The organism is Enterobacter sp. P82, assembly GCF_037053385.1.
Taxonomy (GTDB): Bacteria; Pseudomonadota; Gammaproteobacteria; order Enterobacterales; family Enterobacteriaceae; genus Enterobacter.
This window is the reverse complement of record NZ_JBALHX010000001.1, coordinates 2,443,561-2,467,896: the sequence shown is the minus strand read 5'-3', so window position 1 is coordinate 2,467,896 and position 24,336 is coordinate 2,443,561. Positions and strand designations below refer to the sequence as shown.

The 24,336-nt window shown below is 55.6% G+C and carries 22 protein-coding genes; 12 read left to right on the top strand and 10 right to left on the bottom strand.

Features of this window, described 5'->3' with window-relative positions; all coding sequences use genetic code 11:
• Positions 1 to 2 precede the first annotated feature (2 nt).
• The 6 genes from WB237_RS11825 to WB237_RS11800 all read left to right on the top strand — a co-directional run bounded on the left by WB237_RS11825 (position 3) and on the right by WB237_RS11800 (position 6,218).
• Entirely contained in the window at positions 3 to 335 is a 333-nt protein-coding gene (locus WB237_RS11825; RefSeq protein ID WP_003858972.1) for a YbaB/EbfC family nucleoid-associated protein, read from the top strand.
• The gene (recR, locus tag WB237_RS11820) at positions 335 to 940 is read left to right on the top strand and encodes a recombination mediator RecR (protein WP_336213187.1); all 606 of its coding nucleotides are present in this window, start codon (positions 335 to 337) and stop codon (positions 938 to 940) included. Before WB237_RS11825 ends, recR begins: the two co-directional genes overlap by 1 nt.
• Positions 941 to 1,050: 110 nt before the next feature.
• Entirely contained in the window at positions 1,051 to 2,925 is a 1,875-nt protein-coding gene (gene htpG, locus WB237_RS11815; protein ID WP_336213185.1) for a molecular chaperone HtpG, read from the top strand.
• 194 nt (positions 2,926 to 3,119) lie between these two features.
• Entirely contained in the window at positions 3,120 to 3,764 is a 645-nt protein-coding gene (gene adk, locus WB237_RS11810) for an adenylate kinase (protein ID WP_006809841.1), read from the top strand.
• Between the two features lie 124 nt (positions 3,765 to 3,888).
• Positions 3,889 to 4,851 carry a ferrochelatase gene (gene hemH / locus WB237_RS11805; protein WP_336213180.1) on the top strand — a complete coding sequence of 321 codons (963 nt, stop codon included), beginning with the start codon at positions 3,889 to 3,891 and terminating at the stop codon, positions 4,849 to 4,851.
• 62 nt (positions 4,852 to 4,913) lie between these two features.
• Positions 4,914 to 6,218 (top strand): inosine/guanosine kinase, encoded by a 1,305-nt coding sequence (locus WB237_RS11800; protein WP_336213178.1) that lies wholly within the window; start codon positions 4,914 to 4,916, stop codon positions 6,216 to 6,218.
• Positions 6,219 to 6,298: 80 nt separating this feature from the next.
• Here WB237_RS11800 and ybaL read toward each other — a convergent pair whose 3' ends face one another.
• Positions 6,299 to 7,975, bottom strand: a complete 1,677-nt coding sequence (gene ybaL, locus WB237_RS11795; RefSeq protein WP_336213176.1) for a YbaL family putative K(+) efflux transporter — start codon at positions 7,973 to 7,975, stop codon at positions 6,299 to 6,301.
• A 229-nt stretch (positions 7,976 to 8,204) separates the two neighbouring features.
• Positions 8,205 to 9,425 carry an MFS transporter gene (locus WB237_RS11790; RefSeq protein WP_336213173.1) on the bottom strand — a complete coding sequence of 407 codons (1,221 nt, stop codon included), beginning with the start codon at positions 9,423 to 9,425 and terminating at the stop codon, positions 8,205 to 8,207.
• 169 nt (positions 9,426 to 9,594) lie between these two features.
• Between WB237_RS11790 and ushA the strand changes: the two genes are divergently transcribed.
• Positions 9,595 to 11,247, top strand: a complete 1,653-nt coding sequence (ushA, locus tag WB237_RS11785; protein WP_028017599.1) for a bifunctional UDP-sugar hydrolase/5'-nucleotidase UshA — start codon at positions 9,595 to 9,597, stop codon at positions 11,245 to 11,247.
• A gap of 47 nt (positions 11,248 to 11,294) precedes the next feature.
• Here the strand turns inward: ushA and ybaK are convergent, their stop codons facing one another.
• From ybaK to copA, 3 genes are all read right to left on the bottom strand, one after another.
• Complete coding sequence (gene ybaK, locus WB237_RS11780; RefSeq protein ID WP_028017598.1) at positions 11,295 to 11,774, bottom strand: Cys-tRNA(Pro)/Cys-tRNA(Cys) deacylase YbaK; 480 nt, start codon at positions 11,772 to 11,774, stop codon at positions 11,295 to 11,297.
• Positions 11,775 to 11,973: 199 nt separating this feature from the next.
• The gene (locus tag WB237_RS11775) at positions 11,974 to 12,768 is read right to left on the bottom strand and encodes a TraB/GumN family protein (protein WP_028017597.1); all 795 of its coding nucleotides are present in this window, start codon (positions 12,766 to 12,768) and stop codon (positions 11,974 to 11,976) included.
• Positions 12,769 to 12,818: 50 nt separating this feature from the next.
• Entirely contained in the window at positions 12,819 to 15,317 is a 2,499-nt protein-coding gene (gene copA, locus WB237_RS11770; protein ID WP_336213169.1) for a copper-exporting P-type ATPase CopA, read from the bottom strand.
• Positions 15,318 to 15,425: 108 nt separating this feature from the next.
• Between copA and cueR the strand changes: the two genes are divergently transcribed.
• Entirely contained in the window at positions 15,426 to 15,836 is a 411-nt protein-coding gene (cueR, locus tag WB237_RS11765) for a Cu(I)-responsive transcriptional regulator (RefSeq protein ID WP_049007462.1), read from the top strand.
• Here the strand turns inward: cueR and WB237_RS11760 are convergent.
• Together WB237_RS11760 and WB237_RS11755 are read right to left on the bottom strand one after the other, a co-directional pair.
• Positions 15,833 to 16,285 carry an NfeD family protein gene (locus WB237_RS11760; protein ID WP_129323852.1) on the bottom strand — a complete coding sequence of 151 codons (453 nt, stop codon included), beginning with the start codon at positions 16,283 to 16,285 and terminating at the stop codon, positions 15,833 to 15,835. The genes cueR and WB237_RS11760 overlap by 4 nt on opposite strands.
• Complete coding sequence (locus WB237_RS11755; protein WP_008499312.1) at positions 16,282 to 17,196, bottom strand: SPFH domain-containing protein; 915 nt, start codon at positions 17,194 to 17,196, stop codon at positions 16,282 to 16,284. The genes WB237_RS11760 and WB237_RS11755 overlap by 4 nt, the downstream gene beginning before the upstream one ends.
• Before the next feature lie 136 nt (positions 17,197 to 17,332).
• On the opposite strand from WB237_RS11755, the gene fetA reads away from it, so the two are divergent.
• Entirely contained in the window at positions 17,333 to 18,004 is a 672-nt protein-coding gene (gene fetA / locus WB237_RS11750; protein WP_336213165.1) for an iron efflux ABC transporter ATP-binding subunit FetA, read from the top strand.
• A complete protein-coding gene (fetB, locus tag WB237_RS11745; protein ID WP_336213163.1) occupies positions 17,997 to 18,779 on the top strand; it encodes an iron efflux ABC transporter permease subunit FetB in 783 nt (260 codons plus the stop codon). Before fetA ends, fetB begins: the two co-directional genes overlap by 8 nt.
• Before the next feature lie 48 nt (positions 18,780 to 18,827).
• Here fetB and WB237_RS11740 read toward each other — a convergent pair whose 3' ends face one another.
• From WB237_RS11740 to tesA, 3 genes are read right to left on the bottom strand one after another with little or no spacing between them, the layout of a single operon-like run.
• The gene (locus tag WB237_RS11740) at positions 18,828 to 19,682 is read right to left on the bottom strand and encodes a co-chaperone YbbN (RefSeq protein ID WP_023293125.1); all 855 of its coding nucleotides are present in this window, start codon (positions 19,680 to 19,682) and stop codon (positions 18,828 to 18,830) included.
• Between the two features lie 59 nt (positions 19,683 to 19,741).
• Positions 19,742 to 20,512, bottom strand: coding sequence for an SDR family oxidoreductase (locus WB237_RS11735; protein WP_028017591.1), 771 nt, complete (start codon positions 20,510 to 20,512; stop codon positions 19,742 to 19,744).
• 28 nt (positions 20,513 to 20,540) lie between these two features.
• Positions 20,541 to 21,164 carry a multifunctional acyl-CoA thioesterase I/protease I/lysophospholipase L1 gene (gene tesA, locus WB237_RS11730; protein ID WP_028017590.1) on the bottom strand — a complete coding sequence of 208 codons (624 nt, stop codon included), beginning with the start codon at positions 21,162 to 21,164 and terminating at the stop codon, positions 20,541 to 20,543.
• Between tesA and ybbA the strand changes: the two genes are divergently transcribed.
• Both ybbA and ybbP read left to right on the top strand, forming a co-directional pair.
• Complete coding sequence (gene ybbA / locus WB237_RS11725; protein ID WP_336213156.1) at positions 21,135 to 21,821, top strand: putative ABC transporter ATP-binding protein YbbA; 687 nt, start codon at positions 21,135 to 21,137, stop codon at positions 21,819 to 21,821. The two genes, tesA and ybbA, sit on opposite strands and share 30 nt — an antisense overlap.
• Positions 21,818 to 24,232, top strand: a complete 2,415-nt coding sequence (gene ybbP, locus WB237_RS11720; protein WP_336213154.1) for a putative ABC transporter permease subunit YbbP — start codon at positions 21,818 to 21,820, stop codon at positions 24,230 to 24,232. The genes ybbA and ybbP overlap by 4 nt, the downstream gene beginning before the upstream one ends.
• Positions 24,233 to 24,336 lie beyond the last annotated feature (104 nt).

Below are 24,336 nucleotides of genomic sequence, written 5' to 3'. Positions count from 1 at the left end.
CTATGTTTGGTGGAAAAGGCGGTCTGGGTGGCCTGATGAAGCAGGCTCAGCAGATGCAGGAAAAAATGCAGAAGATGCAGGAAGAGATCGCTCAGCTGGAAGTCACGGGTGAATCCGGTGCCGGCCTGGTCAAAGTGACCATCAACGGTGCGCACAACTGCCGCCGCGTTGAGATCGACCCAAGCCTGCTCGAAGACGACAAAGAGATGCTGGAAGATCTGGTTGCAGCCGCGTTTAACGATGCCGCTCGCCGTATCGACGAAACTCAGAAAGAGAAAATGGCCTCTGTTTCCAGCGGCATGCAACTGCCACCTGGCTTCAAGATGCCATTCTGATGCAAACCAGTCCGCTGCTCACGCAGTTAATGGAAGCACTGCGCTGCCTGCCGGGCGTTGGCCCGAAGTCGGCGCAGCGCATGGCGTTTACGCTATTGCAGCGCGACCGCAGCGGCGGGATGCGCCTGGCGCAGGCTCTGACCCGCGCCATGTCAGAAATTGGTCACTGTGCGGATTGCCGTACCTTTACCGAGCAGGACGTGTGTAACATCTGTTCGAACCCGCGTCGCCAGGAAAACGGTCAGATTTGCGTGGTGGAGAGTCCGGCGGACATCTACGCCATTGAGCAGACCGGGCAGTTTTCCGGCCGCTATTTCGTGCTGATGGGGCATCTCTCCCCGTTGGACGGTATTGGCCCTCATGATATCGGCCTCGACCGCCTTGAACAGCGTCTTGAGTCCGAAACGATCAACGAGGTGATCCTCGCCACCAACCCCACGGTGGAAGGGGAGGCAACGGCCAACTACATCGCCGAGCTTTGCTCGCAGTATGGTGTTGATGCCAGCCGTATCGCCCACGGCGTGCCGGTGGGCGGCGAGCTGGAGATGGTCGATGGCACCACGCTGTCGCACTCTCTGGCGGGACGCCACAAGATTATTTTCTGACCAAACGGAGGCTGCGTCCGTGGCCTCCGCTTGAAATTTCCCCCCCTTATCCCCATCTCTCCCTCAACGTTTTAAAACCCCATTAAATGGCATTGTTGAGGTCGACATAGATGAAAGGACAAGAAACCCGTGGTTTCCAGTCAGAAGTAAAACAGCTTCTGCACCTGATGATCCATTCCCTGTATTCCAACAAAGAAATCTTCCTGCGTGAGCTGATTTCCAACGCCTCCGATGCGGCGGACAAGCTGCGCTTCCGCGCACTGTCTAACCCGGATCTGTACGAAGGCGACGGTGAGCTGCGCGTGCGCGTCTCTTTCAATAAAGAGAACCGTACCCTGACCATCGCCGATAACGGCATCGGGATGAATCGCGATGAGGTCATCGACCATCTCGGGACGATCGCCAAATCCGGCACCAAAGCGTTCCTGGAGTCTATGGGCTCTGATCAGGCGAAAGACAGCCAGCTGATCGGTCAGTTCGGCGTTGGTTTCTACTCGGCGTTCATCGTCGCGGACAAAGTCACCGTGCGTACCCGTGCGGCAGGCGACAGCGCGGAAAACGGTGTGTTCTGGGAATCCAAAGGTGAAGGCGAATATACCGTTGATGACATCACCAAAGCGGATCGCGGCACCGAAATCACGCTGCACCTGCGTGAAGGCGAAGATGATTTCCTGAACGACTGGCGCGTGCGCTCCATCATCAGCAAATATTCCGATCACATCGCCCTGCCTGTTGAGATTGAAAAACAGGAAGAGAAAGACGGTGAAACCGTGGTTTCCTGGGAGAAGATCAACAAGGCGCAGGCATTGTGGACGCGCAACAAGTCTGAAATCAAAGACGACGAATACAACGAGTTTTACAAACACATCGCCCACGATTTTAGCGACCCGCTGACCTGGAGCCACAACCGTGTGGAAGGTAAGCAGGAGTACACCAGCCTGCTGTACATTCCGGCACAGGCACCGTGGGACATGTGGAACCGCGATCATAAGCATGGTCTGAAGCTGTACGTACAGCGTGTGTTCATCATGGACGATGCCGAGCAGTTCATGCCGAACTACCTGCGCTTTGTGCGTGGTCTGATAGATTCTAACGATCTGCCGCTGAACGTCTCCCGTGAAATTCTGCAGGACAGCACCGTCACCCGTAACTTGCGCAACGCCCTGACCAAACGTGCGCTGCAGATGCTGGAAAAACTGGCAAAAGACGATGCGGAAAAATACCAGACCTTCTGGAAACAGTTCGGCCTGGTGCTGAAAGAGGGCCCGGCAGAAGACACCGCGAACGTTGAAACGATCGCCAAACTGCTGCGTTTCGCCTCTACGCACACCGACTCCTCCGCGCAGACCGTGTCGCTGGAAGAGTACGTCTCGCGCATGAAAGAAGGGCAGGAGAAGATCTACTACATTACCGCCGACAGCTACGCGGCGGCGAAGAGCAGCCCGCACCTCGAGCTGTTGCGCAAGAAAGGCATCGAAGTGCTGCTGCTTTCTGACCGCATCGACGAATGGATGATGAACTACCTGACCGAATTCGACGGTAAGGCGTTCCAGTCTGTTGCCAAAGCTGATGAGTCCATCGACAAGCTGGCGGATGAAGTGGATGAAAGCGCGAAAGAAGCCGAGAAGGCGCTGGAACCATTCGTTGAGCGCGTGAAAACCCTGCTGGGCGAACGTGTGAAAGAGGTGCGTTTCACTCACCGTCTGACCGATACCCCGGCGATCGTTACCACCGACGCTGACGAAATGGGCACCCAGATGGCGAAACTGTTCGCTGCTGCGGGCCAGGCGATGCCGGAAGTGAAATATATCTTTGAGCTTAATCCGGATCATCCTCTGGTGAAACGCGCGGCGGATACCCAGGACGACGCTCGCTTTGCCGAGTGGGTTGAACTGCTGCTGGATCAGTCCCTGTTGGCCGAGCGCGGCACGCTGGATGATCCTAACCTGTTCATTAAACGTGTGAATGCGCTGCTGCTGGCGTAATTGACCACGCCTCCCCTGGTCTTCTCCCTCTCCCGTGGGAGTGGGCCGGGGTGAGGGCACCAGACCCCTCCCTCCCAAATAATCTCCCCCCGTTAACCGTTTCAGCCTTCCCGCCTTCCTTGAGCGATGCCCGTTCTGGTGGTATTGTTTAGCGCTTTTGAAAAATTGAAACGACTTTTGAGGGGATTTTCGCAATGCGTATTATTCTGCTTGGCGCTCCGGGCGCGGGTAAAGGAACTCAGGCTCAGTTCATCATGGAGAAATACGGTATTCCGCAAATCTCCACCGGTGACATGCTGCGCGCCGCTGTTAAATCTGGCTCCGAGCTGGGTAAACAAGCGAAAGACATCATGGACGCAGGCAAGCTGGTGACCGACGAGCTGGTTATCGCTCTGGTCAAAGAGCGCATTGCTCAGGAAGACTGCCGTAACGGTTTCCTGCTGGACGGCTTCCCACGCACCATTCCTCAGGCTGACGCCATGAAAGAAGCGGGCATCAACGTGGACTACGTTCTGGAGTTCGACGTGCCGGACGAGCTGATCGTTGACCGTATCGTGGGTCGTCGCGTACACGCTGCTTCTGGCCGCGTTTACCACATCAAATTCAACCCACCTAAGGTTGAAGGCAAAGACGACGTGACCGGCGAAGAGCTGACTACCCGTAAAGACGATCAGGAAGAGACCGTGCGTAAGCGCCTGGTGGAATACCACCAGATGACTGCACCGCTGATTGGCTACTACACCAAAGAAGCGCAGGCGGGTAACACCAAATACGCCAAAGTTGACGGTACCAAAGCCGTTGCTGACGTACGTGCAGAGCTGGAAAAAATCCTCGGCTAATCGCACCTTTCTCACCCGGATCTCCGGGTGAGAAATATTCCCATCTCTCCTATCGCAGCAATGGGTTTCGTTTAAACGCATTTCCGCTACAATTGACAACCATTCAAATGGTTAAGAGGCGTGAATGAGTCAGGCGAAAACCGGCATCCTGCTTGCCAATCTGGGCACCCCAGAAGCACCCACTTCAGACGCGGTAAAACGCTACCTGCGACAATTTTTAAGCGACACGCGCGTCGTGGATACCCCAAGACTGCTGTGGTGGCCGTTGCTCCGTGGCGTGATTCTGCCGATTCGTTCTCCGCGCGTCGCCAAACTCTATCAGTCCGTCTGGATGGAAGAGGGTTCTCCGCTGATGGTTTACAGCCGTCGCCAGGAAAAGGCGCTGGCCGCACGCCTGCCGGATATGCCCGTCGCGCTCGGCATGAGCTACGGTAAACCCTCGCTGGAAAGCGCGGTCGAATCACTGCTGGCGCAGGGGGTTGACCACATTGTGGTGCTGGCGCTCTATCCGCAGTACTCCTGTTCGACGGTTGCTGCGGTATGGGATGAACTGGCGCGTATTCTGGCGACTCGCCGTCGCATACCTGGCGTGACCTTTATTCGCGACTACGCGGATAACGATCTCTATATCAAGGCGCTTGCTAACAGCGCGCGTGCGTCGTTCGAAAAACACGGCGAGCCGGATCTGCTGCTGCTGTCTTATCACGGCATTCCGCAGCGTTTCGCTGACGAGGGGGATGATTACCCGCAGCGTTGTCGTGATACCACGCGCGAACTGGTTTCTGCCCTCGGCCTGCCACCAGAGAAGGTGATGATGACCTTCCAGTCGCGCTTTGGCCGCGAGCCGTGGCTCACCCCATATACCGATGAAACGCTTAAGATGCTCGGTGAGAAAGGGGTGAAGCATATTCAGGTGATGTCGCCAGGCTTCTCGGCGGATTGCCTGGAAACGCTCGAAGAAATTGCTGTGCAAAACAGGGAGTTCTTCCTGGAAGCGGGGGGCACGAAGTACGAATACATTCCGGCACTTAACGACTCGCCTGAGCATATCGACATGATGGTCTCTCTGGTGACAAACAGTCGCTGATCGCACTCCGGGCCGGGTTTGTGCTACCATTCCCGGCCCATATTCTTTGTACAGTTCAGACCATGAAATTTCCCGGTAAACGCAAATCCAAACACTACTTTCCCGTTGATGCCCGCGATCCGCTCCTGCAGCAAATCCAGCCTGAAAATGAAACCAGTGCCGCATGGGTCGTTGGTATCGACCAGACGCTGGTGGACATTGAAGCGAAAGTGGATGATGCGTTTGTCGCCCGTTATGGTCTGAGCGCGGGGCACTCGCTGGTGATTGAGGACGACGTTGCCGAAGCGCTTTACCAGGAACTGGTGCGCGAAAACCTGATCACCCATCAGTTTGCCGGCGGTACCATCGGTAACACCATGCACAACTATTCCGTGCTGGCTGATGACCGCTCGGTACTGCTGGGCGTAATGTGCAGTAATATCGAAATCGGAGGCTATGCCTACCGTTATCTGTGCAATACCTCCAGCCGTACCGATCTGAACTACCTTCAGGGCGTCGACGGGCCGATTGGCCGCTGCTTCACGCTGATCAGCGATTCTGGCGAGCGTACCTTTGCCATCAGCCCGGGTCACATGAACAAACTGCGTGCCGAGAGCATCCCGGAAGAGGTGATTGCAGGCGCCTCGGCGCTGGTGCTGACCTCCTATCTGGTGCGCTGCAAACCGGGTGAGCCGATGCCGGACGCGACCATGAAAGCGATTGAGTACGCGAAGAAATACAATGTGCCCGTCGTTCTCACGCTGGGCACCAAATTCGTGATTGCCGACAATCCGGAGTGGTGGCAGGCGTTCCTGAAAGAGCACGTCTCGATTCTGGCGATGAACGAAGAAGAGGCGGAAGCGCTGACGGGTGAAAGCGATCCGCTGCTGGCGTCTGATAAAGCGCTGGACTGGGTGGATCTGGTGCTCTGTACCGCAGGACCGGTTGGGTTGTATATGGCGGGCTTCACGGAAGAAGAGAGCAAGCGCAAAACCCAGCATCCGTTGCTGCCTGGCGCGATCGCCGAGTTCAACCAGTACGAGTTCAGCCGTGGTATGCGTTTTAAAGACTGTGTTAATCCGCTGCGTATCTACTCGCACATCGCCCCGTATATGGGCGGGCCAGAGAAGATCATGAACACCAACGGTGCAGGTGATGGCGCGCTGGCCGCATTGCTCCATGACATCACCGCGAATGCCTACCATAAAACTAACGTCCCGAATTCCAGCAAGCACAAGTTCAACTGGCTGACCTATTCGTCGCTGGCGCAGGTGTGTAAATATGCCAACCGCGTGAGCTACCAGGTGCTGAACCAGCACTCCCCGCGCTTAACGCGTGGGCTGCCGGAACGGGAAGACAGCCTGGAAGAGGCTTATTGGGATCGTTGATTGCTAAAAGAAAACCCCGGTGGCGCTACGCTTACCGGGGCTACTTGTAGGCCTGCTAAGCGTAGCGCCACCAGGCTTTTTTAACCCGTCACCCCTTCTTCAACCGGCGGTTTCTCCAGTAGCGTCAGCATCGTATTTGCAATCTCGCGCTCGCCCATCACGACCTTATCCGCACCGCGCTCGGTAATGTACTCCACCTCGTCGTCATAATGCGCGCGGGCGATAATCTCAATCGTTGGGCATTTCTCACGTGCAGTTGCCACAATTTCACCCGCTTCATAGCCGTTTGGAATGGTCAGCAGCAACCAGCGTGCGCAGTCCAGATGTGCCAGATTCATGATCTCTTCGTTTGCCGCATTGCCCAGCACCGCTCGGATACCGCGCTCACGCAGCTCGTCGACGCGGGTGCGTGACGTTTCAATCACTACCAGCGGGATCCCTTGCGCCATCAGTTTCTCACCAAGCAGGCTGCCTACGCGACCAAAACCAACCAGCAGGGCGTGATTACAAATATCTACCGGGATCTGCTTCTCTTCTTCGATAGCTTCTTCCAGCGTCTGTTCTTCCAGCGTTTCGGTTTTATCGAGGTATTTTTCCAGCAGTGCGAACAGGACTGGGTTCAGCATAATCGACAGGATTGCGCCTGCCAGCACCAGGTTCTGCCCGGCTTGCGGTAGCAGGTTCAGCGCCATGCCCAGACCCGCCAGAATAAAAGCAAACTCACCAATTTGCGCCAGGCTGGCGGCGATGGTCAGCGCCGTACGCGGGGAGTGGCCAAACATCCTTACCAGGAAGAAAGCCGCGAGCGACTTACCAAAGATAATAATCGCCAGCGTGCCCAGCACAGCCAGCGGCTGATGAATCAGGACCATCGGGTCAAACAGCATCCCGACGGAAACGAAGAACAGTACGGCGAAAGCATCACGCAGCGGCAAAGTGTCGTGCGCCGCACGGTGGCTCAGCTCGGATTCGTTCAACACCATCCCGGCGAAGAACGCGCCCAGTGCGAAGGAGACATCAAACAGCTCAACGGCACCAAAGGCGATACCCAGTGCCAGCGCCAGTACGGAGAGGGTAAACAATTCGCGTGAACCCGTCGCTGCGCTGCGGGACATGATCCACGGCACCAGACGGCGGCCCACCAGCATCATGATGGCGATAAACGCCACAACTTTACCGATGGTAATGCCCATATCCAGCGCCAGTGAGGTAAAGCCGACGTTGTCTTTTTCCATCATCCCGGCGACAGCGGGCAGCAGTACCAGCGTTAACACCATCACCAGGTCTTCAACAATCAGCCAGCCTATCGCAATTTGTCCACGCTGGCTGTCAATCAACTGTCTCTCTTCAAGTGCACGAAGCAACACCACGGTACTGGCGGTGGAAAGACACAGCCCAAAAACGATACCGGTCATCAGCGACCAGCCAAGAATTGCCGAAAGCGCCATCCCCAGCAGCGTCGCTACCCCTATCTGGGCAATCGCTCCCGGTATGGCGATCGACTTTACCGCCATCAGGTCCTTCAGTGAAAAATGCAGGCCAACGCCAAACATCAGCAGAATCACGCCTAATTCCGCCAGTTCAGGAGCCAGTTTGGTATCCGCAACGAAACCTGGCGTAAATGGTCCCGCCAGAACACCCGCTAACAAATAGCCGACAAGAGGAGAAATACGCAGTTTATTGGCAATCATGCCAAGGATAAAAGCGAGCACAAGGCCACCAACAATGGTGGTGATTAGCGGTGTGGCGTGATGCATTCCGTCTCCTTTCGTTGTGGGTGTTCCTTTTTGGCGCAAACCAAAAAACCGAGTAATAGTTTATGACAATTTTTACTCTTATGTTTATGAATAATTGTTGAAGTTTGAATAAAACAGCAATAAGCACGAAAAAAAGCGCATTTTGATAAATTCAGCAGGGGGAGGCAGAAGAAACCCTTATGGCATCAGGGTATCAGGTAGCCAAAGTAAAACTTTGGCTACCTGTAATTTACGCTTTGTGACGGTTATCAGGCAGGAATATGGTCAACATCCCAAGAAGTGGCAGGAAAGCGCAGATTTTATAAACCAGGAAGATGCTGGTGTGATCCGCAACCATCCCTAACACCGCAGCACCAAGCCCACCCATGCCGAAGGCGAACCCGAAAAAGAGTCCGGAAACCATACCGATACGACCAGGTAACAGCTCCTGCGCATAGACAAGAATGGCGGAAAACGCGGAAGCGAGGATAAAACCAATAATCACGGTTAAAATTCCCGTCCATTCAAGGCTGGCGTACGGCAAAATAAGGGTAAACGGTGCCACACCGAGGATAGAGCCCCAAATAACATATTTACGCCCAATCTTATCCCCCACAGGCCCGCCAATCACTGTCCCTGCAGCGACCGCAAACAGGAAGGCAAACAGATGGATCTGCGCATTTTGTACCGATAATCCGAATTTTTGCATCAGATAAAAGGTGTAATAGCTGCTGATGCTCGCCATATAGAAATATTTCGAGAAAATCAGCACCAGCAGGACGGAAACCGCCAGGATAACCTTGTTACGAGGTAGAGGATTAATCACCTTCGCTTTAGGTTTGCCCTTGTTCACCCGATGTTGAGCGGCATACCAGCGACTGATCTGTGCCAGTACGATGATCGCCAGCAGTGCGGCCAGCACAAACCAGGCCACGTTGCCTTTACCGTAGGGCGCGATAATCACTGCCGCCAATAGCGGACCCAGGGAGCTACCAAAGTTACCGCCCACCTGGAAAAGAGATTGCGCCAGCCCGTGGCGACCACCGGACGCCATACGCGCCACACGGGAGGATTCCGGGTGGAAGACCGACGAGCCGGTGCCCACCAGTGCGGCGGCGATCAACACCGCTTCAAAACTCCCTGCCATGGCCAGCAGTACCAGCCCACTTAAGGTGAAACACATGCCAATCGGCAGCGACCATGGCATCGGGTATTTGTCCGTCCAGTAGCCCACTATTGGCTGCAGTAGCGAGGACGCGAGCTGGAAGGTCAGGGTGATCATCCCGATCTGCACGAAGGTTAAAGAGAACTCGGACTGCAGCAGCGGATAAATTGCCAGAATCAACGACTGGATCATATCGTTGAGCAGATGAGAAAGACTGATTGCACCTAAGACTTTAAAAGAGGTGCGCGATTTCGGCGGTGACGCCGGCACGCCCGGAACGGGCTGGGTTGATTCACTGATTGCCATAGAGAGAATTACCACGTCTTTAGTTATTAGAAATGCAGGATGTAATTATTATCCAACTAACATACCTGTCAGGGGCATTTGAAGAAAGTCGCAATTCTGAAAACTTATTTGTCTATTATTGTGAGTCATTGTAATTTTTGCCTTTGTCTATTGGTCAGGGAGAGAAAAGATGAAGTTAATGAAGCGGGGCGTCGCGCTGGCGCTTATCGCAGCATGGGGCCTGGTAAGCCTGCCCGCGCAGGCATACGAAAAAGATAAAACCTACAAAATCACCATTCTGCATACCAACGATCACCACGGGCATTTCTGGCGCAGTGAATACGGCGAATATGGTCTGGCGGCGCAAAAAACGCTGGTGGATGGTATTCGTAAAGAGGTGGCGGCTCAGGGCGGCAGCGTGCTGTTGCTGTCCGGGGGAGATATCAACACCGGGGTACCGGAATCCGATTTACAGGATGCCGAGCCCGATTTTCGCGGTATGAATCTGATTGGTTACGATGCGATGGCCGTCGGCAACCACGAGTTTGATAATCCACTAACGGTACTGCGCCAGCAGGAAAAACTGGCAAAATTCCCGTTCCTCTCAGCCAATATTTATCAGAAAAGCACCGGTGAACGCCTGTTTAAACCGTGGGCGTTGTTTAAGCGTCAGGATCTTAAAATCGCCGTCATCGGGTTAACGACTGACGATACAGCGAAAATTGGTAATCCGGAGTTCTTTACCGATATCGAATTCCGTAAACCGGCAGACGAAGCAAAGCTGGTTATTCAGGAATTACAGCAGAACGAAAAGCCGGATGTGATTATTGCCACCACCCACATGGGGCACTATGACAATGGCGAACACGGCTCTAATGCGCCAGGTGACGTGGAGATGGCACGCAGCCTGCCGGCTGGCTCGCTGGCAATGATTGTGGGCGGTCACTCACAGGATCCGGTCTGCATGGCCTCCGAGAATAAAAAGCAGGTTGATTACGTGCCAGGCACGCCGTGTGCCCCAGACCGTCAGAACGGCATCTGGATTGTGCAGGCGCATGAGTGGGGCAAATACGTGGGCCGGGCGGACTTTGAGTTCCGTAACGGCGAGATGAAACTGGTGCATTACCAGCTCATCCCGGTCAACCTGAAGAAGAAAGTCACTTATCCTGACGGGAAAAGTGAGCGCGTACTTTACACCCCGGAGATTGCTGAGAATCAGCAGATGCTCTCCCTGCTGACGCCGTTCCAGAATAAAGGTAAAGCACAGCTGGATGTGAAGATTGGCACGCTCAATGGTCGTCTGGAAGGGGATCGCAGCAAAGTTCGCTTCGTGCAGACCAATATGGGGCATCTGGTGCTGGCAGCGCAAATGGCGCGTACCGGCGCTGATTTTGGCGTAATGAGCGGCGGCGGTATTCGTGATTCCATCGAAGGTGGAAACATTACCTATAAAGATGTTCTGAAGGTGCAGCCGTTCGGTAACGTGGTGGTCTATGCGGACATGAGCGGGAAAGAGGTCATTGACTACCTGACCGCCGTGGCGCAGATGAAGCCGGATTCCGGTGCCTATCCGCAGTTTGCCAACGTGAGCTTTGTGGCGAAAGACGGCAAGCTTAACGACCTGAAGATCAAAGGCGAACCGGTTGATCCGGCTAAAACGTACCGTCTGGCGACGTTAAGCTTTAACGCCACCGGCGGTGACGGCTATCCGCATATTGATAACAAACCAGGCTATGTGAACACCGGTTTTATCGACGCGGAAGTGCTGAAGCAGTTCATCGAGCAGAATTCACCGATTGACGTGAATGCATACGAGCCGAAGGGTGAGGTGAGCTGGCAGTAGTGTGGTTGTTTTGCCGGGTAGCGGCTGCGCCTTACCCGGCTTTTCTTTTACTCCCGGCGTGCAATATCCGCAAATTTCGCGTCCAGCATTTTTGCCAGGTCGCCCGCCGCGAGTTCAATATCCAGCCCGCGTTTGCCGCCGGATATAAAGATGGTTTCAAACTCCTGTGAAGGCGCATCTATCAGCGTCGGCAGACGTTTTTTCTGCCCGAGTGGGCTGATCCCGCCGACCAGGTAACCCGTGGTTCGCTGCGCAACCATTGGGTCCGCCATATCCACTTTTTTCGCCCCCAGCGCTTTCGCCACTTTCTTCAAGTCAAGCTGCCCGGCGACGGGCGTAACCGCGACGGCGAGGTGCTTCATGTCACCATTCACGGCGACCAGCAGCGTTTTATAGACCTGGTCAGCGTTCAGCCCCAGTTTACGCACCACTTCATCACCAAAATTGGTTTCATTCGGATCGTGATCGTAGGTATGGATCCGGAAAGGAATTTTGTTTTTTTCGAGTAATTTAACGGCGGGAGTCATAGCTATCCTTCTTACGACAGACAATTCATGCTCACAGCATACGCCTGACGTTTGTCTAAAAAATAGCACCATCTTGCGCAATAGTATTGGCAGTGATGGTCACTTTGAGCGACAATCGGCTCAACCGAAGGTCTCCTTCGGCATAATAAAAACGATGAAATTCCTCTTTGACGGGCCAATAGAAATATTGGCCATTTTTTTATTTCAACAGTGACGGCAAATTCCCTTCTCCGTACAAATGTAATGCACCTACTGCGACAACGTAATGCCCGGCAGGTAAGGCATGCAGAGTCTGCCGCCAGGCTTTATTACGCGCATTCATCAGCACATCATATAACGATTCACTAAACGTCGACGGTAAAGCCAGTTTACTGTCTGCGGGGGGAGCATCCAGCCACCAGCCGATCATGGTCTGCAGCAGACGCGCGTTGGTGTGCCAGTGGGTCAGGGTATCATCCAGCAGCATCAGACCGTCGTCAGGCAGTTGTCGCAACAGCGCAATCTGGCTGTCCGTCCCTTCCAGTTCGATGATCGGCATCCTGCGTGCCCTTGCCATATTCAGTAACTGGTAATCAATGCCGTAATCACCGCGCAGACCCAGACGTTGCGCCTGCGTGGCCTGAAGCACCATGGCAATTTGCCAGAGCGGCAGAGCGTCGATCATCGAGAGCGACACGCCCGTTTCATCCGCGACGCGCGTCAGTTCCGCGAGCAGAGCATCATCCAGACGTTCTGCCAGGCTGAGAGTGCTCTCCAGACCGGCAAACGGTGATTCATGGCCCGAAATGTCCGCCTCAACAACCAGCGCATCGGCGCGCTTGAGAAGTTTTATCAGACCAGGAGGCAGGGGAGACATATCCTGCGTACCCATATGGATGCTGCCCACCAGGTGCAGGTGTTGCCCGCCGGGAAGAGAGATATCCAGACCGGGCCAGGCATAACGGCGGGGAAATAGGGCGCGAAACGATGTTTTTATACGATTAAACAGACTCATACGCGCTCCATGAACGGAAAAGTTCATGCTAGCGCGTACGAGTACAAGGTTCAATCCTTCGGTTTAAACCGCAACAGTCGGTTGGCGTTGCTTACCACGGTGATGGAGGAGAGCGCCATGGCTGCGCCTGCGACCACGGGGTTAAGCAGCGTGCCGGTCAGCGGCCACAAAATCCCGGCGGCAATCGGAATGCCGAAACTGTTGTAGATAAATGCCCCCAGCAGGTTCTGCTTCATGTTGCGCAACGTGGCTTTTGAAATGGCCAGCGCATCAGCAACGCCCATCAGACTATGGCGCATCAGCGTGATCGCTGCCGTCTCAATAGCGACATCGCTCCCGCCTCCCATGGCGATACCGACATCCGCCTGGGCCAGCGCAGGGGCATCGTTGATGCCGTCGCCGACCATTGCCACCTGACGACCCTGGCTTTGCAGTTTCTTGATTGCGTCAGCTTTACCGTCCGGCAGTACGCCTGCAATGACCTCATCAATACCGGCTTCTTTCGCAATGGCGTTGGCGGTGGTCGGGTTATCCCCGGTCAGCATGACCAGGCGATAACCTGCGCGGTGCAGGCGTTTTAAGGCACCCACACTGTCCTGGCGAAGCGGATCGCGCACGGCCAGCAGCGCGGCGGCTTTGCCATCCACCGCCAGCAGAACCGGCGTGGCGCCCTGAGACGCCTGCGCCTTCAGCTCGCTTTCCAGCTCGACAGTATCAATACCGTTTTCATTGAGCAATGCCTGGTTGCCCAGCAGCAGCACGTGGCCTTCTGCTTCACCGCTGACGCCGAGCCCGCGCAGGGTGCGGAAATTGCTCACCTGCGGCAGGCTGGCATTCCCGGCTTTCTCAATAATCGCGCGCGCCAGAGGATGGCTGGAGCCTTGCTCAAGCGCGGCAGCAAGACGCAGTGCGTCATTTTCTGCCATACCTGTCGTATTCACGGCCACAACCTGCGGTTTGCCTTCGGTCAGCGTGCCGGTTTTATCAAACACCAGCGTGTCGAGCGTACTGGCGCGTTGCAGGGCATCGGCATCACGCACCAGCACGCCAAACTCGGCGGCGCGACCGACACCGGAGATAATCGACATCGGTGTGGCAAGACCGAGTGCACAAGGGCAGGCGATGATCAGCACCGTGGTGGCAATCACCAGGGTATAAACAATCTGCGGCGCGGGACCGAAAAAGTACCAGATAGCTGCACTCAGCAGGGCAATACCGACCACGACCGGAACAAAAATGGCTGAGATTTTATCAGCAAGCTGGCCAATCTCCGGCTTGCTGCTCTGCGCCTGGCGCACCATGCGAATAATACGCGACAGCGTCGTGTGGCTGCCGACGGCGCTGGCGGTGAACAGCACGCTGCCGTCCTGCACCACCGTACCGGCATGAACGGCGTCACCGTGGGATTTCTGTTGCGGAATGGGTTCCCCGGTGAGCATCGCTTCGTCCAGCCAGGCATCACCCTGTATGATAATACCGTCAACGGGAACGCGGTCACCCGTAGTCAGGCGCAGAGTCATACCGGGTTGAACCTCGGCCAGCGGGACGCTCTTTTCACCGTCCTCTGTGACTACACGCGCGGTTGGCGGCGTTAAATCAAGTAATCTTTCCAGTGCTTTTGAGGAACGCTGACGCGCGCGCGCTTCGAGCATATGGCCTAAGTTGATCAGGCCGATAATCATCGCACTCGCTTCATAATAAAGATGTCGCGCCTCCATCGGGAACCACTGAGGCCAGACGTTAACGCTCATTGAATACAGCCATGCTGCTCCCGTACCAATGGCAACCAGCGTATCCATTGTCGCAGTACGATTCTTCAGGCTTTTCCAGGCGCTGGTATAAAAATGTCCGCCTGCAATGATCATCACCCCAAGGGTGATCAAACCGATCGCCAGCCACAGTGTGCGGTTATCGTCGGTGACCATCATGTTGTCGCCGAGCATGCCCCACACCATAACCGGAACCCCGACCTGCAGGGCAACTATTGCCTGCCAGCGGAAGCGTTTCATGGTGGCAACAGCCGTTTCCTGCTGACGTTCACGACGTTTTGCATCATCTTCGATAGCTTCAGCGCCGTAGCCCGCTTTTTCAACGGCCTGCACTAAGTCTGCGGCGGAGGCACTGCCCATCACCAGCGCGGTGCGCTCCGCAAGATTGACCCGTGCCTGCGCGACGCCCGGTACGGCCTGCAAGGCGTTTTGTACCCGGGAGACGCAGCTGGCGCAGCTCATGCCGTTGATCAGCAGCTGTTGGCTGTCATCAATATCATCAGCTACCGGAAGCTCAGGAGTGGCCGCTGTCAGTGCTTCCGACGGGGATGATGACTCTGCCAGCGGTTTAGCCTTTGGGTGGCTCAGCTCCGCCCCGTAACCGGCCTGCTTGATGGTATCAATCAGCGCATCCGCGCTGGCGCTACCGGTTACGGCGGCATGATCGATGGTGACTTCAGCGCTTTCAACGTCAGGACGCTGTTCCAGACTTTCTTTAACGCGTTTGACACAGTGGCCGCAGGAGAGGCCGTCCAGTGTCAGGTCAATAGTGTGAGACATAACTAAACTCCCGTATAATGATCTGGTCAGATGTTGACCGGAGTAACGCTTTTGGCTAACTGTTATGAAGGTTAAACCTTCCATCAAGGGGAAGGTCAAGGGGGAAATGTGAATATCAGTGATGTTGCGAAAAAAACCGGCTTAACCAGCAAAGCGATTCGCTTTTATGAAGAGAAAGGGCTGGTGACACCGCCGCTGCGCAGCGAAAACGGCTACCGCAGTTACACGCAACTACATCTTGACGAACTGACGCTGCTGCGTCAGGCAAGACAGGTCGGTTTTAATCTGGAAGAGTGTGGCGAACTGGTGAATCTGTTTAACGATCCGAAGCGTCACAGCGCTGATGTGAAAAAGCGCACCCTGGAAAAGGTGGCTGAGATTGAACGCCACATCACCGAGTTACAGGCAATGCGCAAACAGCTGCTGGCGTTGGCGGAATCGTGCCCGGGAGATGACAGCGCCGATTGCCCGATCATAGATAATCTTGCTGGCTGCTGCCATCGTAAGGCATCTGTTTAACAGGCTTTAACCCGCAGGGTGATTCCTTCTACCGCAATGACCTCAACCCGCGTTCCGGCGCTGAGGTCATCGTCGGCCACGACAGGCCACGAACTGTCGCCCACGCGCATATGTCCACGCCCGTTCACCAGCGCGGTGTCAAGCGTAAAACGCTGGCCGACAATCTGCTGCCCGCGCTGATTAAGGTGCGCATCTAACGGTTTCTGCTCGTTAACCCGTCGGTTAAGCCAGCGCCACCACAGCCATGCAGCCACCAGTGTCAGTACGGCAAACAACGCGCCCTGCCATGCCCAGTCAAGCGGCAGAAGCCACACGAGCAGCCCGGTAATGACGGCGGCGACACCGCTCCAGAGCAGGTAGCCGTTGCCGCCCAGCATCTCAGCGGCCAGCAATAACCCCCCGAGGCTTAGCCAGAAAGCGTGAGGATGTGCGGCGATGAGCTCAATCATTTTTTACGCTCGTTTCCGCTGTCTTTGATCAGTTCAGCGATCCCGGCAATAGAGCCCATCAGGCTGCTGGCATCCAGCGGCATCATGACCACTTTGCTGTTGTTTGCGGAGCCGATCTCTTTCAGAGCGTCGGTATATTTTTGCGCGACAAAGTAGTTCACGGCCTGGATATCACCAGCGGCAATCGCCTCTGACACCATCTGGGTGGCACGAGCTTCCGCTTCGGCTGAACGTTCACGCGCTTCCGCCTGGAGGAACGCAGACTGGCGATCGCCCTCGGCTTTGAGGATCTGCGACTGTTTTTCCCCTTCCGCTTTGAGGATCTCGGCCTGACGTACCCCTTCGGCTTCAAGAATGTAGGCACGTTTGGTTCGCTCGGCCTTCATCTGGGCGTTCATGGAGGCGATCAGTTCAGCCGGTGGGCGAACGTCGCGGATCTCAATACGGGTCACTTTGATCCCCCACGGGTTCGTCGCTTCATCGACAATATGCAGCAGTCGGGTATTGATGCTGTCGCGCTGTGAGAGCATCTCGTCCAGCTCCATCGAACCCAGTACGGTACGGATATTGGTCATCGTCAGGTTAACGATAGCCAGCTCCAGATTGCTCACCTCATAGGCCGCTTTTGGCGCATCAATTACCTGAATAAAACAGACGGCATCAATGGTGACATTGGCGTTATCCTTAGAAATCACTTCCTGAGAAGGAATATCCAGCACCTGTTCCATCATGTTGATCTTACGACCAATTCTGTCCATGAAAGGGACAATCAGGCTTAAACCAGGTTGTAATGTGTTGGTGTAACGTCCGAAACGCTCGACTGTCCACTGGTAACCCTGCGGGACAATTTTGACGCCAGCGCCGACAATAACCAGCGCAACAAAAATAAGGACAGGAACAACGATGAGCATAAAAACCTCCTGTTTTGCATGCTGTGGCGGAAACCATATGGCTGTTTGTTGACCCTAAGTATACGAGGAAAGTCGCCATACAATCACTAATCGCCGTAGACTACTGCTAATTATTGGGATGAAGGCAGGAAATAACATGAAGGATAACAGCGCGATTTTGACAATCGCGGATGTAGGCTACCGTGTGGGTGAAACCACCATTCTGAACAATGTCAGCTTTACCGTTTCGCCGGGGGAATTTCGTTTGATCACCGGGCCATCGGGCTGCGGGAAAAGTACGCTGCTAAAAATCATTGCCTCGCTGCTCAGCCCGACCTCGGGCAAGATCTATTTTGAGGGGAAGGATATTGCAACGCTCTCTCCTGAGGCGTATCGCCAGCAGGTCTCATACTCGGTACAAACGCCCACGCTCTTCGGCGATACGGTGTATGACAACCTGATTTTTCCCTGGAAAATTCGCAATAAGACGCCCGATCCTGAGCGGTTATCGGCCGATCTGGAACGTTTTGGCTTGCCGCAGGAGACGCTGACCAAAGCCGTGAGTGAGTTGTCGGGTGGAGAAAAGCAACGCGTCTCGCTGATCCGTAATCTGCAATTTTTACCCAGGGTGCTGTTGCTGGACGAAATCACCAGCGCGCTGGATGAGGCCAATAAGCGCAACGTTAACGACATCATTCATCATTACGCCAGTAAGCAGAATGTTGCCGTGCTGTGGGTGACGCACGACGCTAACGAAATAACCCATGCGGATGACGTGATTACGCTCCAGCCGCACGGTGGGAAAATGCAGGAGGCTAACCGTGGGTGAGCATAATATTACCAATGAATCCCTGGCGTTTTCGATTGTGCTGGTGCTGATTGCGATTGTGGTCAGCTACCGGGAAAAGCTGGGGCTGGAAAAAGATATTCTGTGGAGTATCTGCCGGGCGGTTATTCAGCTGATTATTGTCGGCTATGTGCTGAAGTATATTTTCAACGTCAACCACGCCGTGCTGACGCTGCTGATGGTGCTTTTTATCTGCTTTAACGCAGCGTGGAATGCGCAAAAACGCAGTAAGTACATTGATAAGGCCTTTATCTCGTCGTTTATTGCCATTACGACCGGGACGGCGCTCACGCTGGCAGTGCTGGTGCTCTCTGGTTCAATTGCGTTTACGCCAATGCAGGTCATCCCCATTTCCGGAATGATCGCCGGAAACGCGATGGTTGCCGTGGGGCTGTGTTACAACAATCTGGGCCAGCGGTTCAGCAGTGAACAGCAGCAGTTGCAGGAGAAGTTAAGCCTGGGGGCAACGCCTAAAATGGCCTCTGCGCGGCTGATCCGTGAGAGTATCCGTTCATCGCTGATCCCGACGGTGGATTCTGCCAAAACGGTGGGGCTGGTGAGCCTGCCTGGTATGATGTCGGGGCTGATTTTTGCCGGTATCGATCCGGTAAAAGCGATTAAGTATCAGATCATGGTAACGTTTATGCTGCTCTCAACGGCGAGCCTGTCCACCATCATTGCCTGTTACCTGACCTACCGGAAGTTCTATAACGCGCGCCATCAGCTGGTGGTGACGCAATTAAAGAAAATGGGTTAAGCCTGTTTTGTAGGCCCGGTAAGCGTTAGCGCCACCGGGCATTTTTTGTTAGTAGAGTAACGCGTACAGCTGACGGCGATACTTCGACGCCAGCGCGTCACCGGTGCCCAACGCGGCCAGAATTTCCTGGAACATCTTACGCGCCTGGCCGTCGGCGGCAGCCAGATCTTTTTGCAGATGGCTAAACAGCAGCTCCAGTGCTTCTTCGTTACGCCCTACCTGATGCAGCTGCAGCGCAAGCTGGCTTGCCAGCGCGGCATCGGCTGGGTTGTCAGCTACCTGCTGTTGCAGCTGCTGAATTTCCGGGGTGTCTGCCGCCTGCTTCAGTAGCTCAATTTGCGCGACCAGCCCCTGGTAACGGGTGTCCTGATCCTGCAGTGGAACCGTCTTCAGCACGGCTTCTGCGTCTTCTGAGCGGTGTAGCGCAATCTGCGTTTCCGCCAGCAGCAGACCAATCTGGCTGTTTTGCTTCGACAACTGCCATGCCTCTTTGAGCAGCGGCAGCGCCTCGTCATATTTGCCTTCCTGCATTAGCGCCATGCCTTCCTGCGCTTTCAGTTCTTCTTCACGCGGCAGGACTTTATCCAGCAGAGCGCGAATAGCCTCTTCCGGCTGCGGCCCCTGGAAACCATCAACAGGCTGACCGTTCTGGAAAAGATAGACGGTTGGAATAGCGCGCAGACCAAACTGAGATGCCACCATTGGCTCGGCGTCACAATCCAGTTTGGCGAGAATGAACTGGCCGTTGTACTGTGCGGCAAGGCTTTCCAGGACCGGCGTCAGTTGCAGGCAGTGCTGGCTACGCTCAGACCAGAAGTAGAACAGCACCGGTTTGGTCATTGACTGTTCGAGGGTCTGTTGCAGGTTTGCTTCAGTAATATTGACGATATTCTGTACGGACATGCGGCTTTCTCTTTTGTCGGTTTGTTCTTTACATGGGGGGTGAGCGTCGTCGCTTCAACTCAACCGTGTAAAATTTTGTCCATCATCCGGCCCGGCAGCAGGCGTTTTAACCAGCCTACGGCATGGGTGACCAGCGTCACCGGATAGCGCATTTTTGGATTTTCACTCTCAAAAGCATGGCGCACTTTCGCGACAACCGCTTCCGGCCCGAGGGTAAAACGTGCGGCGATGCCAGGGTTTTCGACCGGTTTGTCCGCCTGCGTCTGGTTGACGTTTTCGGTAAAGCGGGTGCGGATGGGGCCGGGTTCAATCAGGCTGACCTTAATGCCGCTGTGACGCAACTCCATGCGCAGGGCGTCAGACCAGGCCTCCAGCGCATATTTGCTGGCGGCGTATGCGCCGCGGCCTGGGGTGGAGATCAGGCCCATCACCGAGGAGGTCATCACGATACGTCCTTCACCGTGCGGCAGCATGGCGGGGAGCAGGCGCATAGTCAGTTGATGCACGCCGAAGAAGTTGGTCGAAAACTGTTTTTCCAGCGTTTCGCGGGAGAGGGTATCCAGCGGGCCATACACGCCATACCCGGCATTATTAAAAAGACCGTACAGACGGTTGTCGGTCAGGGCTATCACCTCATCGGCGGCGCGTTCAACGCTTTGCGGTGAGTCCAGATCCAGTAACACGCCGGTAAACCCCATCCCGTTCATGCGTTCGACATCGTCGGGTTTACGGCAGGCTGCCAGGACCCGAAATCCCTGGCGCTTTAATTCGAGCGCGCTTTCAAGGCCAATTCCACTGGAACATCCTGTAATTAAGACCGATTTTTGCATAACTTTACCTGTCAGGATCTCCGCTTAATCAGGAGTCATGTTTAACTAAAGGGGCCAGCCGCGTTGCCATCCAGTCGGCAATAAACGGCTGAGCATCGCGATTGGGATGGATCCCATCGTCTTGCATCCATTGGGGTTTGAGATAGACCTCTTCCATGAAAAATGGCAGCAGCGGAATATCAAACTCTTTGGCAAGCTTTGGGTAGATCGCGCTAAAGGCCTCATTATACCGACGACCGTAGTTAGCGGGCAGGCGAATTTGCATCAGCAGCGGCTGGGCGTTTGCCGCCTTGATGTCCTGCAGAATGGTGCGCAGCGTCTGTTCTGTTTGCTGAGGCTGAAAACCGCGCAGGCCATCATTGCCGCCAAGCTCAACCAGCACCCAGCGCGGCTGATGCTGTTTGAGTAGCGCTGGCAACCGCGACAAGCCCTGCTGCGAGGTATCGCCGCTGATGCTGGCATTGATCACCGGCGTTGTGCTCTGCCATTTATCATTGAGCAAAGCAGGCCAGGCCGCGCTGGCGGCCATGCGATAGCCTGCACTCAGGCTGTCGCCGAGAACCAGTAACGTGTCCGCTGCCGCCGCGCGGAAGGTCATCAGAATCAAAAACAGGAAGGGCAAATGCCAGCGGAAAACAGTGTTGAAGTTCATCGTCTTAAGAAATCCGTCGGTCAGGGGGAACACGAGCTTTCCATCCTTACTGGAGTTGAACTCGTTGTCAAACGCGCTGAAACCATCGCGCTGATTGGCGAATCTGGTTCCGGTAAGTCTACGCTGCTGGCGATTTTGGCGGGTCTGGACGACGGAAGCAGCGGAGAGGTCCACCTTGTCGGGCAACCGCTGCATCAGCTTGATGAAGAGGCGCGCGCTGCGCTGCGTGCGCGACACATCGGTTTTGTTTTTCAGTCCTTTATGCTTATCCCGACGCTGAACGCGCTGGAAAACGTCGAACTCCCGGCGCTTCTGCGCGGCGAAAATAGCCGTGAAAGCCGCGCGCATGCAAAGGCCTTACTAGAGCAACTGGGGTTGGGCAAACGCCTCGACCATCTTCCTGCACAGCTTTCCGGCGGGGAGCAACAGCGCGTGGCGCTGGCGCGCGCGTTTAACGGTCGTCCGGAGGTATTGTTCGCTGATGAGCCTACCGGCAACCTTGACCGTAAAACCGGGGACAAGATTGCTGACCTGCTGTTTTCGCTCAACAGTGAACATGGCACCACGCTTGTCCTGGTGACGCACGACCCGCAACTTGCCGCCCGCTGTGACCGCCGTCTGCGGCTGGTCAATGGTGTTCTTCAGGAGGAAGCATGATTGCCCGCTGGTTCTGGCGCGAGTGGCGCTCGCCCTCGCTGCTGATTGTCTGGCTGGCGTTAAGCCTGGCGGTAGCGTGCGTGCTGGCGCTCGGCAGCGTCAGCGACCGCATGGAAAAAGGGCTCAGTCAGCAAAGCCGGGAGTTTATGGCGGGGGACAGGGCGCTACAAAGTTCACGCGCGGTTCCGCCGGGCTGGATTGATGAAGCGCGCAAGCGGGGGCTCAAGGTCGGGGAGCAGATAAGCTTCCAGACCATGACCTTCGCGGGCGAAACGCCGCAGCTGGCAAGCGTCAAAGCCGTCGATGACATCTACCCGATGTATGGCGAACTGCAAACCAGCCCGCCAGGGTTGAAACCCAAACCCGGAACGGTGCTGCTGGCGCCGCGCCTGATGGCGCTGTTGAACCTGAAAACGGGCGACAGCATTGATGTCGGTGACGCTACGCTGAAAATTGCCGGGGAAGTGGTTCAGGAACCTGACTCCGGGTTTAATCCGTTCCAGCTCGCGCCGCGATTACTGATGAACACCGCCGATGTGGCGAAGACAAATGCCGTACAGCCGGGGAGCCGCGTCACCTGGCGCTATAAGTTTGGCGGTACGCCCGCACAGCTTGATGCCTATGAAAAATGGCTTCTGCCGCAGTTAAAACCGGAACACCGCTGGTACGGGCTGGAGCAGGACGAGGGAGCGCTCGGTAAGTCCCTCGAGCGTTCTCAGCAGTTCCTGCTGCTTTCGGCCCTGTTAACGCTATTGCTGGCAGTGGCGGCAGTTGCCGTGGCAATGGGGCATTACTGTCGCAGCCGTTACGATCTGGTGGCGGTCCTCAAAACGCTTGGTGCGGGCAGAGTACAACTGCGTAAGCTGATTGTCGGCCAGTGGCTGATGTTGCTGCTTTTCTCGGCCTTCACCGGCGGGGTAATGGGGCTACTGTTCGAAAAACTGTTGATGGTGATGCTGAAACCGGTGCTCCCTGCCGCATTGCCACCAGCCAGCCTCTGGCCGTGGCTGTGGGCGATAGGGGCGATGGCGGTAATCTCGGTGCTGGTGGGGCTCCGCCCGTACCGGCTATTGATTGCGACGCAGCCGCTACGTGTTTTACGCCGTGACGTCGTGGCAAACGTCTGGCCGCTGAAGTTCTATCTTCCTGTGATTATAGCGGTGGCGGTTGGGTTGCTGGCCTGGCTGATGGGGGGCAGCACTCTGCTGTGGGCGGTGCTGGCCGGGGCAGTTGTGCTGGCGCTGCTGTGCGGCGTGCTGGGTTGGATACTGCTCAATATCCTGAAAAAAATCACGGTAAAATCGCTTCCCGTGCGGCTGGCAGTGAACCGTCTGCTGCATCAGCCCTGGTCGACGCTCAGCCAGCTTTCGGCGTTTTCGCTGTCGTTTATGCTGTTGGCACTTCTGCTGGTACTGCGAGGCGATCTGCTGGATCGCTGGCAGCAGCAGCTTCCGCCGGAAAGCCCAAACTATTTCCTAATCAATATCGCGCCTGAGCAGGTCACGCCGCTGAAGGGATTTCTGTCGGAGCATCACATTATCCCCGAGTCGTTCTACCCCATCGTTCGCGCACGGCTGACGCAGATCAACGGTCAGTCAACGGAAGGGAACAAGGACGAGTCGCTTAACCGTGAACTGAACCTCACCTGGCAGGAGAAACGCCCTGACCACAACCCGATAACCGCCGGCACCTGGCCGCCGAAAGCGGGAGAGGTGTCGATGGAGGAGGGGCTGGCGACGCGCCTGAACGTGAAGCTGGGAGACAGCGTCACGTTCACCGGGGATACCCAGGATTTTACCGCGAAAGTCACCAGCCTGCGTAAAGTGGACTGGGAAAGTCTGCGGCCTAACTTCTTCTTCATCTTCCCGCCGGGGGCGCTGGACGGGCAACCGCAGAGCTGGCTGACCAGCTTCCGCTGGGAAAACGGCAACGGTATGCTCACCCAGCTTAACCGGGAATTCCCGACGGTCAGCCTGCTGGATATCGGGGCGATCCTGAAGCAGGTGGGACAGGTGCTGGAGCAGGTGAGCCGCGCGCTGGAGGTGATGGTGGTGTTGGTGACGATCTGTGGCGTGCTGTTGCTGCTTGCCCAGGTACAGGTGGGGATGCGTCAGCGTTATCAGGAACTGGTGGTGTATCGCACACTGGGAGCAGGTAAACGACTGTTGCGGGCGACACTCTGGAGTGAATTCGCACTGCTGGGGCTGGTGGCGGGACTGGTCGCGGCCATTGGTGCAGAGACGGCGCTGGCTGTCCTGCAGACAAAGGTCTTCGACTTCCCGTGGGAGCCTGACTGGCGTCTTTGGCTGACATTGCCTCTCTCTGGTGCGGTGCTACTTTCCCTCTGTGGGGGCTGGCTCGGTACACGCTTGTTAAAAGGCAAAGCCCTGTTCCGTCAGTTCGAGAGTTAATTCAATATCGTGATAATTACGCACCGGTTTTTATATCAGTGCGTAATGTTTTAACAGCACAAAAAGATAATACCTGTTAATTTAGTAGCACGAAACATTAAAAA

What these genes read in the sequence shown, in the direction of transcription:
- WB237_RS11825 (WP_003858972.1), top strand. Translation starts at nt 3, where the DNA reads ATGTTTGGTGGAAAAGGCGGTCTGGGTGGCCTGATGAAGCAGGCTCAG.
- recR (WP_336213187.1), top strand. Translation starts at nt 335, where the DNA reads ATGCAAACCAGTCCGCTGCTCACGCAGTTAATGGAAGCACTGCGCTGC.
- htpG (WP_336213185.1), top strand. Translation starts at nt 1,051, where the DNA reads ATGAAAGGACAAGAAACCCGTGGTTTCCAGTCAGAAGTAAAACAGCTT.
- adk (WP_006809841.1), top strand. Translation starts at nt 3,120, where the DNA reads ATGCGTATTATTCTGCTTGGCGCTCCGGGCGCGGGTAAAGGAACTCAG.
- hemH (WP_336213180.1), top strand. Translation starts at nt 3,889, where the DNA reads ATGAGTCAGGCGAAAACCGGCATCCTGCTTGCCAATCTGGGCACCCCA.
- WB237_RS11800 (WP_336213178.1), top strand. Translation starts at nt 4,914, where the DNA reads ATGAAATTTCCCGGTAAACGCAAATCCAAACACTACTTTCCCGTTGAT.
- ybaL (WP_336213176.1), bottom strand. Translation starts at nt 7,975, where the DNA reads ATGCATCACGCCACACCGCTAATCACCACCATTGTTGGTGGCCTTGTG.
- WB237_RS11790 (WP_336213173.1), bottom strand. Translation starts at nt 9,425, where the DNA reads ATGGCAATCAGTGAATCAACCCAGCCCGTTCCGGGCGTGCCGGCGTCA.
- ushA (WP_028017599.1), top strand. Translation starts at nt 9,595, where the DNA reads ATGAAGTTAATGAAGCGGGGCGTCGCGCTGGCGCTTATCGCAGCATGG.
- ybaK (WP_028017598.1), bottom strand. Translation starts at nt 11,774, where the DNA reads ATGACTCCCGCCGTTAAATTACTCGAAAAAAACAAAATTCCTTTCCGG.
- WB237_RS11775 (WP_028017597.1), bottom strand. Translation starts at nt 12,768, where the DNA reads ATGAGTCTGTTTAATCGTATAAAAACATCGTTTCGCGCCCTATTTCCC.
- copA (WP_336213169.1), bottom strand. Translation starts at nt 15,317, where the DNA reads ATGTCTCACACTATTGACCTGACACTGGACGGCCTCTCCTGCGGCCAC.
- WB237_RS11760 (WP_129323852.1), bottom strand. Translation starts at nt 16,285, where the DNA reads ATGATTGAGCTCATCGCCGCACATCCTCACGCTTTCTGGCTAAGCCTC.
- WB237_RS11755 (WP_008499312.1), bottom strand. Translation starts at nt 17,196, where the DNA reads ATGCTCATCGTTGTTCCTGTCCTTATTTTTGTTGCGCTGGTTATTGTC.
- fetA (WP_336213165.1), top strand. Translation starts at nt 17,333, where the DNA reads ATGAAGGATAACAGCGCGATTTTGACAATCGCGGATGTAGGCTACCGT.
- WB237_RS11740 (WP_023293125.1), bottom strand. Translation starts at nt 19,682, where the DNA reads ATGTCCGTACAGAATATCGTCAATATTACTGAAGCAAACCTGCAACAG.
- WB237_RS11735 (WP_028017591.1), bottom strand. Translation starts at nt 20,512, where the DNA reads ATGCAAAAATCGGTCTTAATTACAGGATGTTCCAGTGGAATTGGCCTT.
- ybbA (WP_336213156.1), top strand. Translation starts at nt 21,135, where the DNA reads ATGCCAGCGGAAAACAGTGTTGAAGTTCATCGTCTTAAGAAATCCGTC.
- tesA (WP_028017590.1), bottom strand. Translation starts at nt 21,164, where the DNA reads ATGAACTTCAACACTGTTTTCCGCTGGCATTTGCCCTTCCTGTTTTTG.
- ybbP (WP_336213154.1), top strand. Translation starts at nt 21,818, where the DNA reads ATGATTGCCCGCTGGTTCTGGCGCGAGTGGCGCTCGCCCTCGCTGCTG.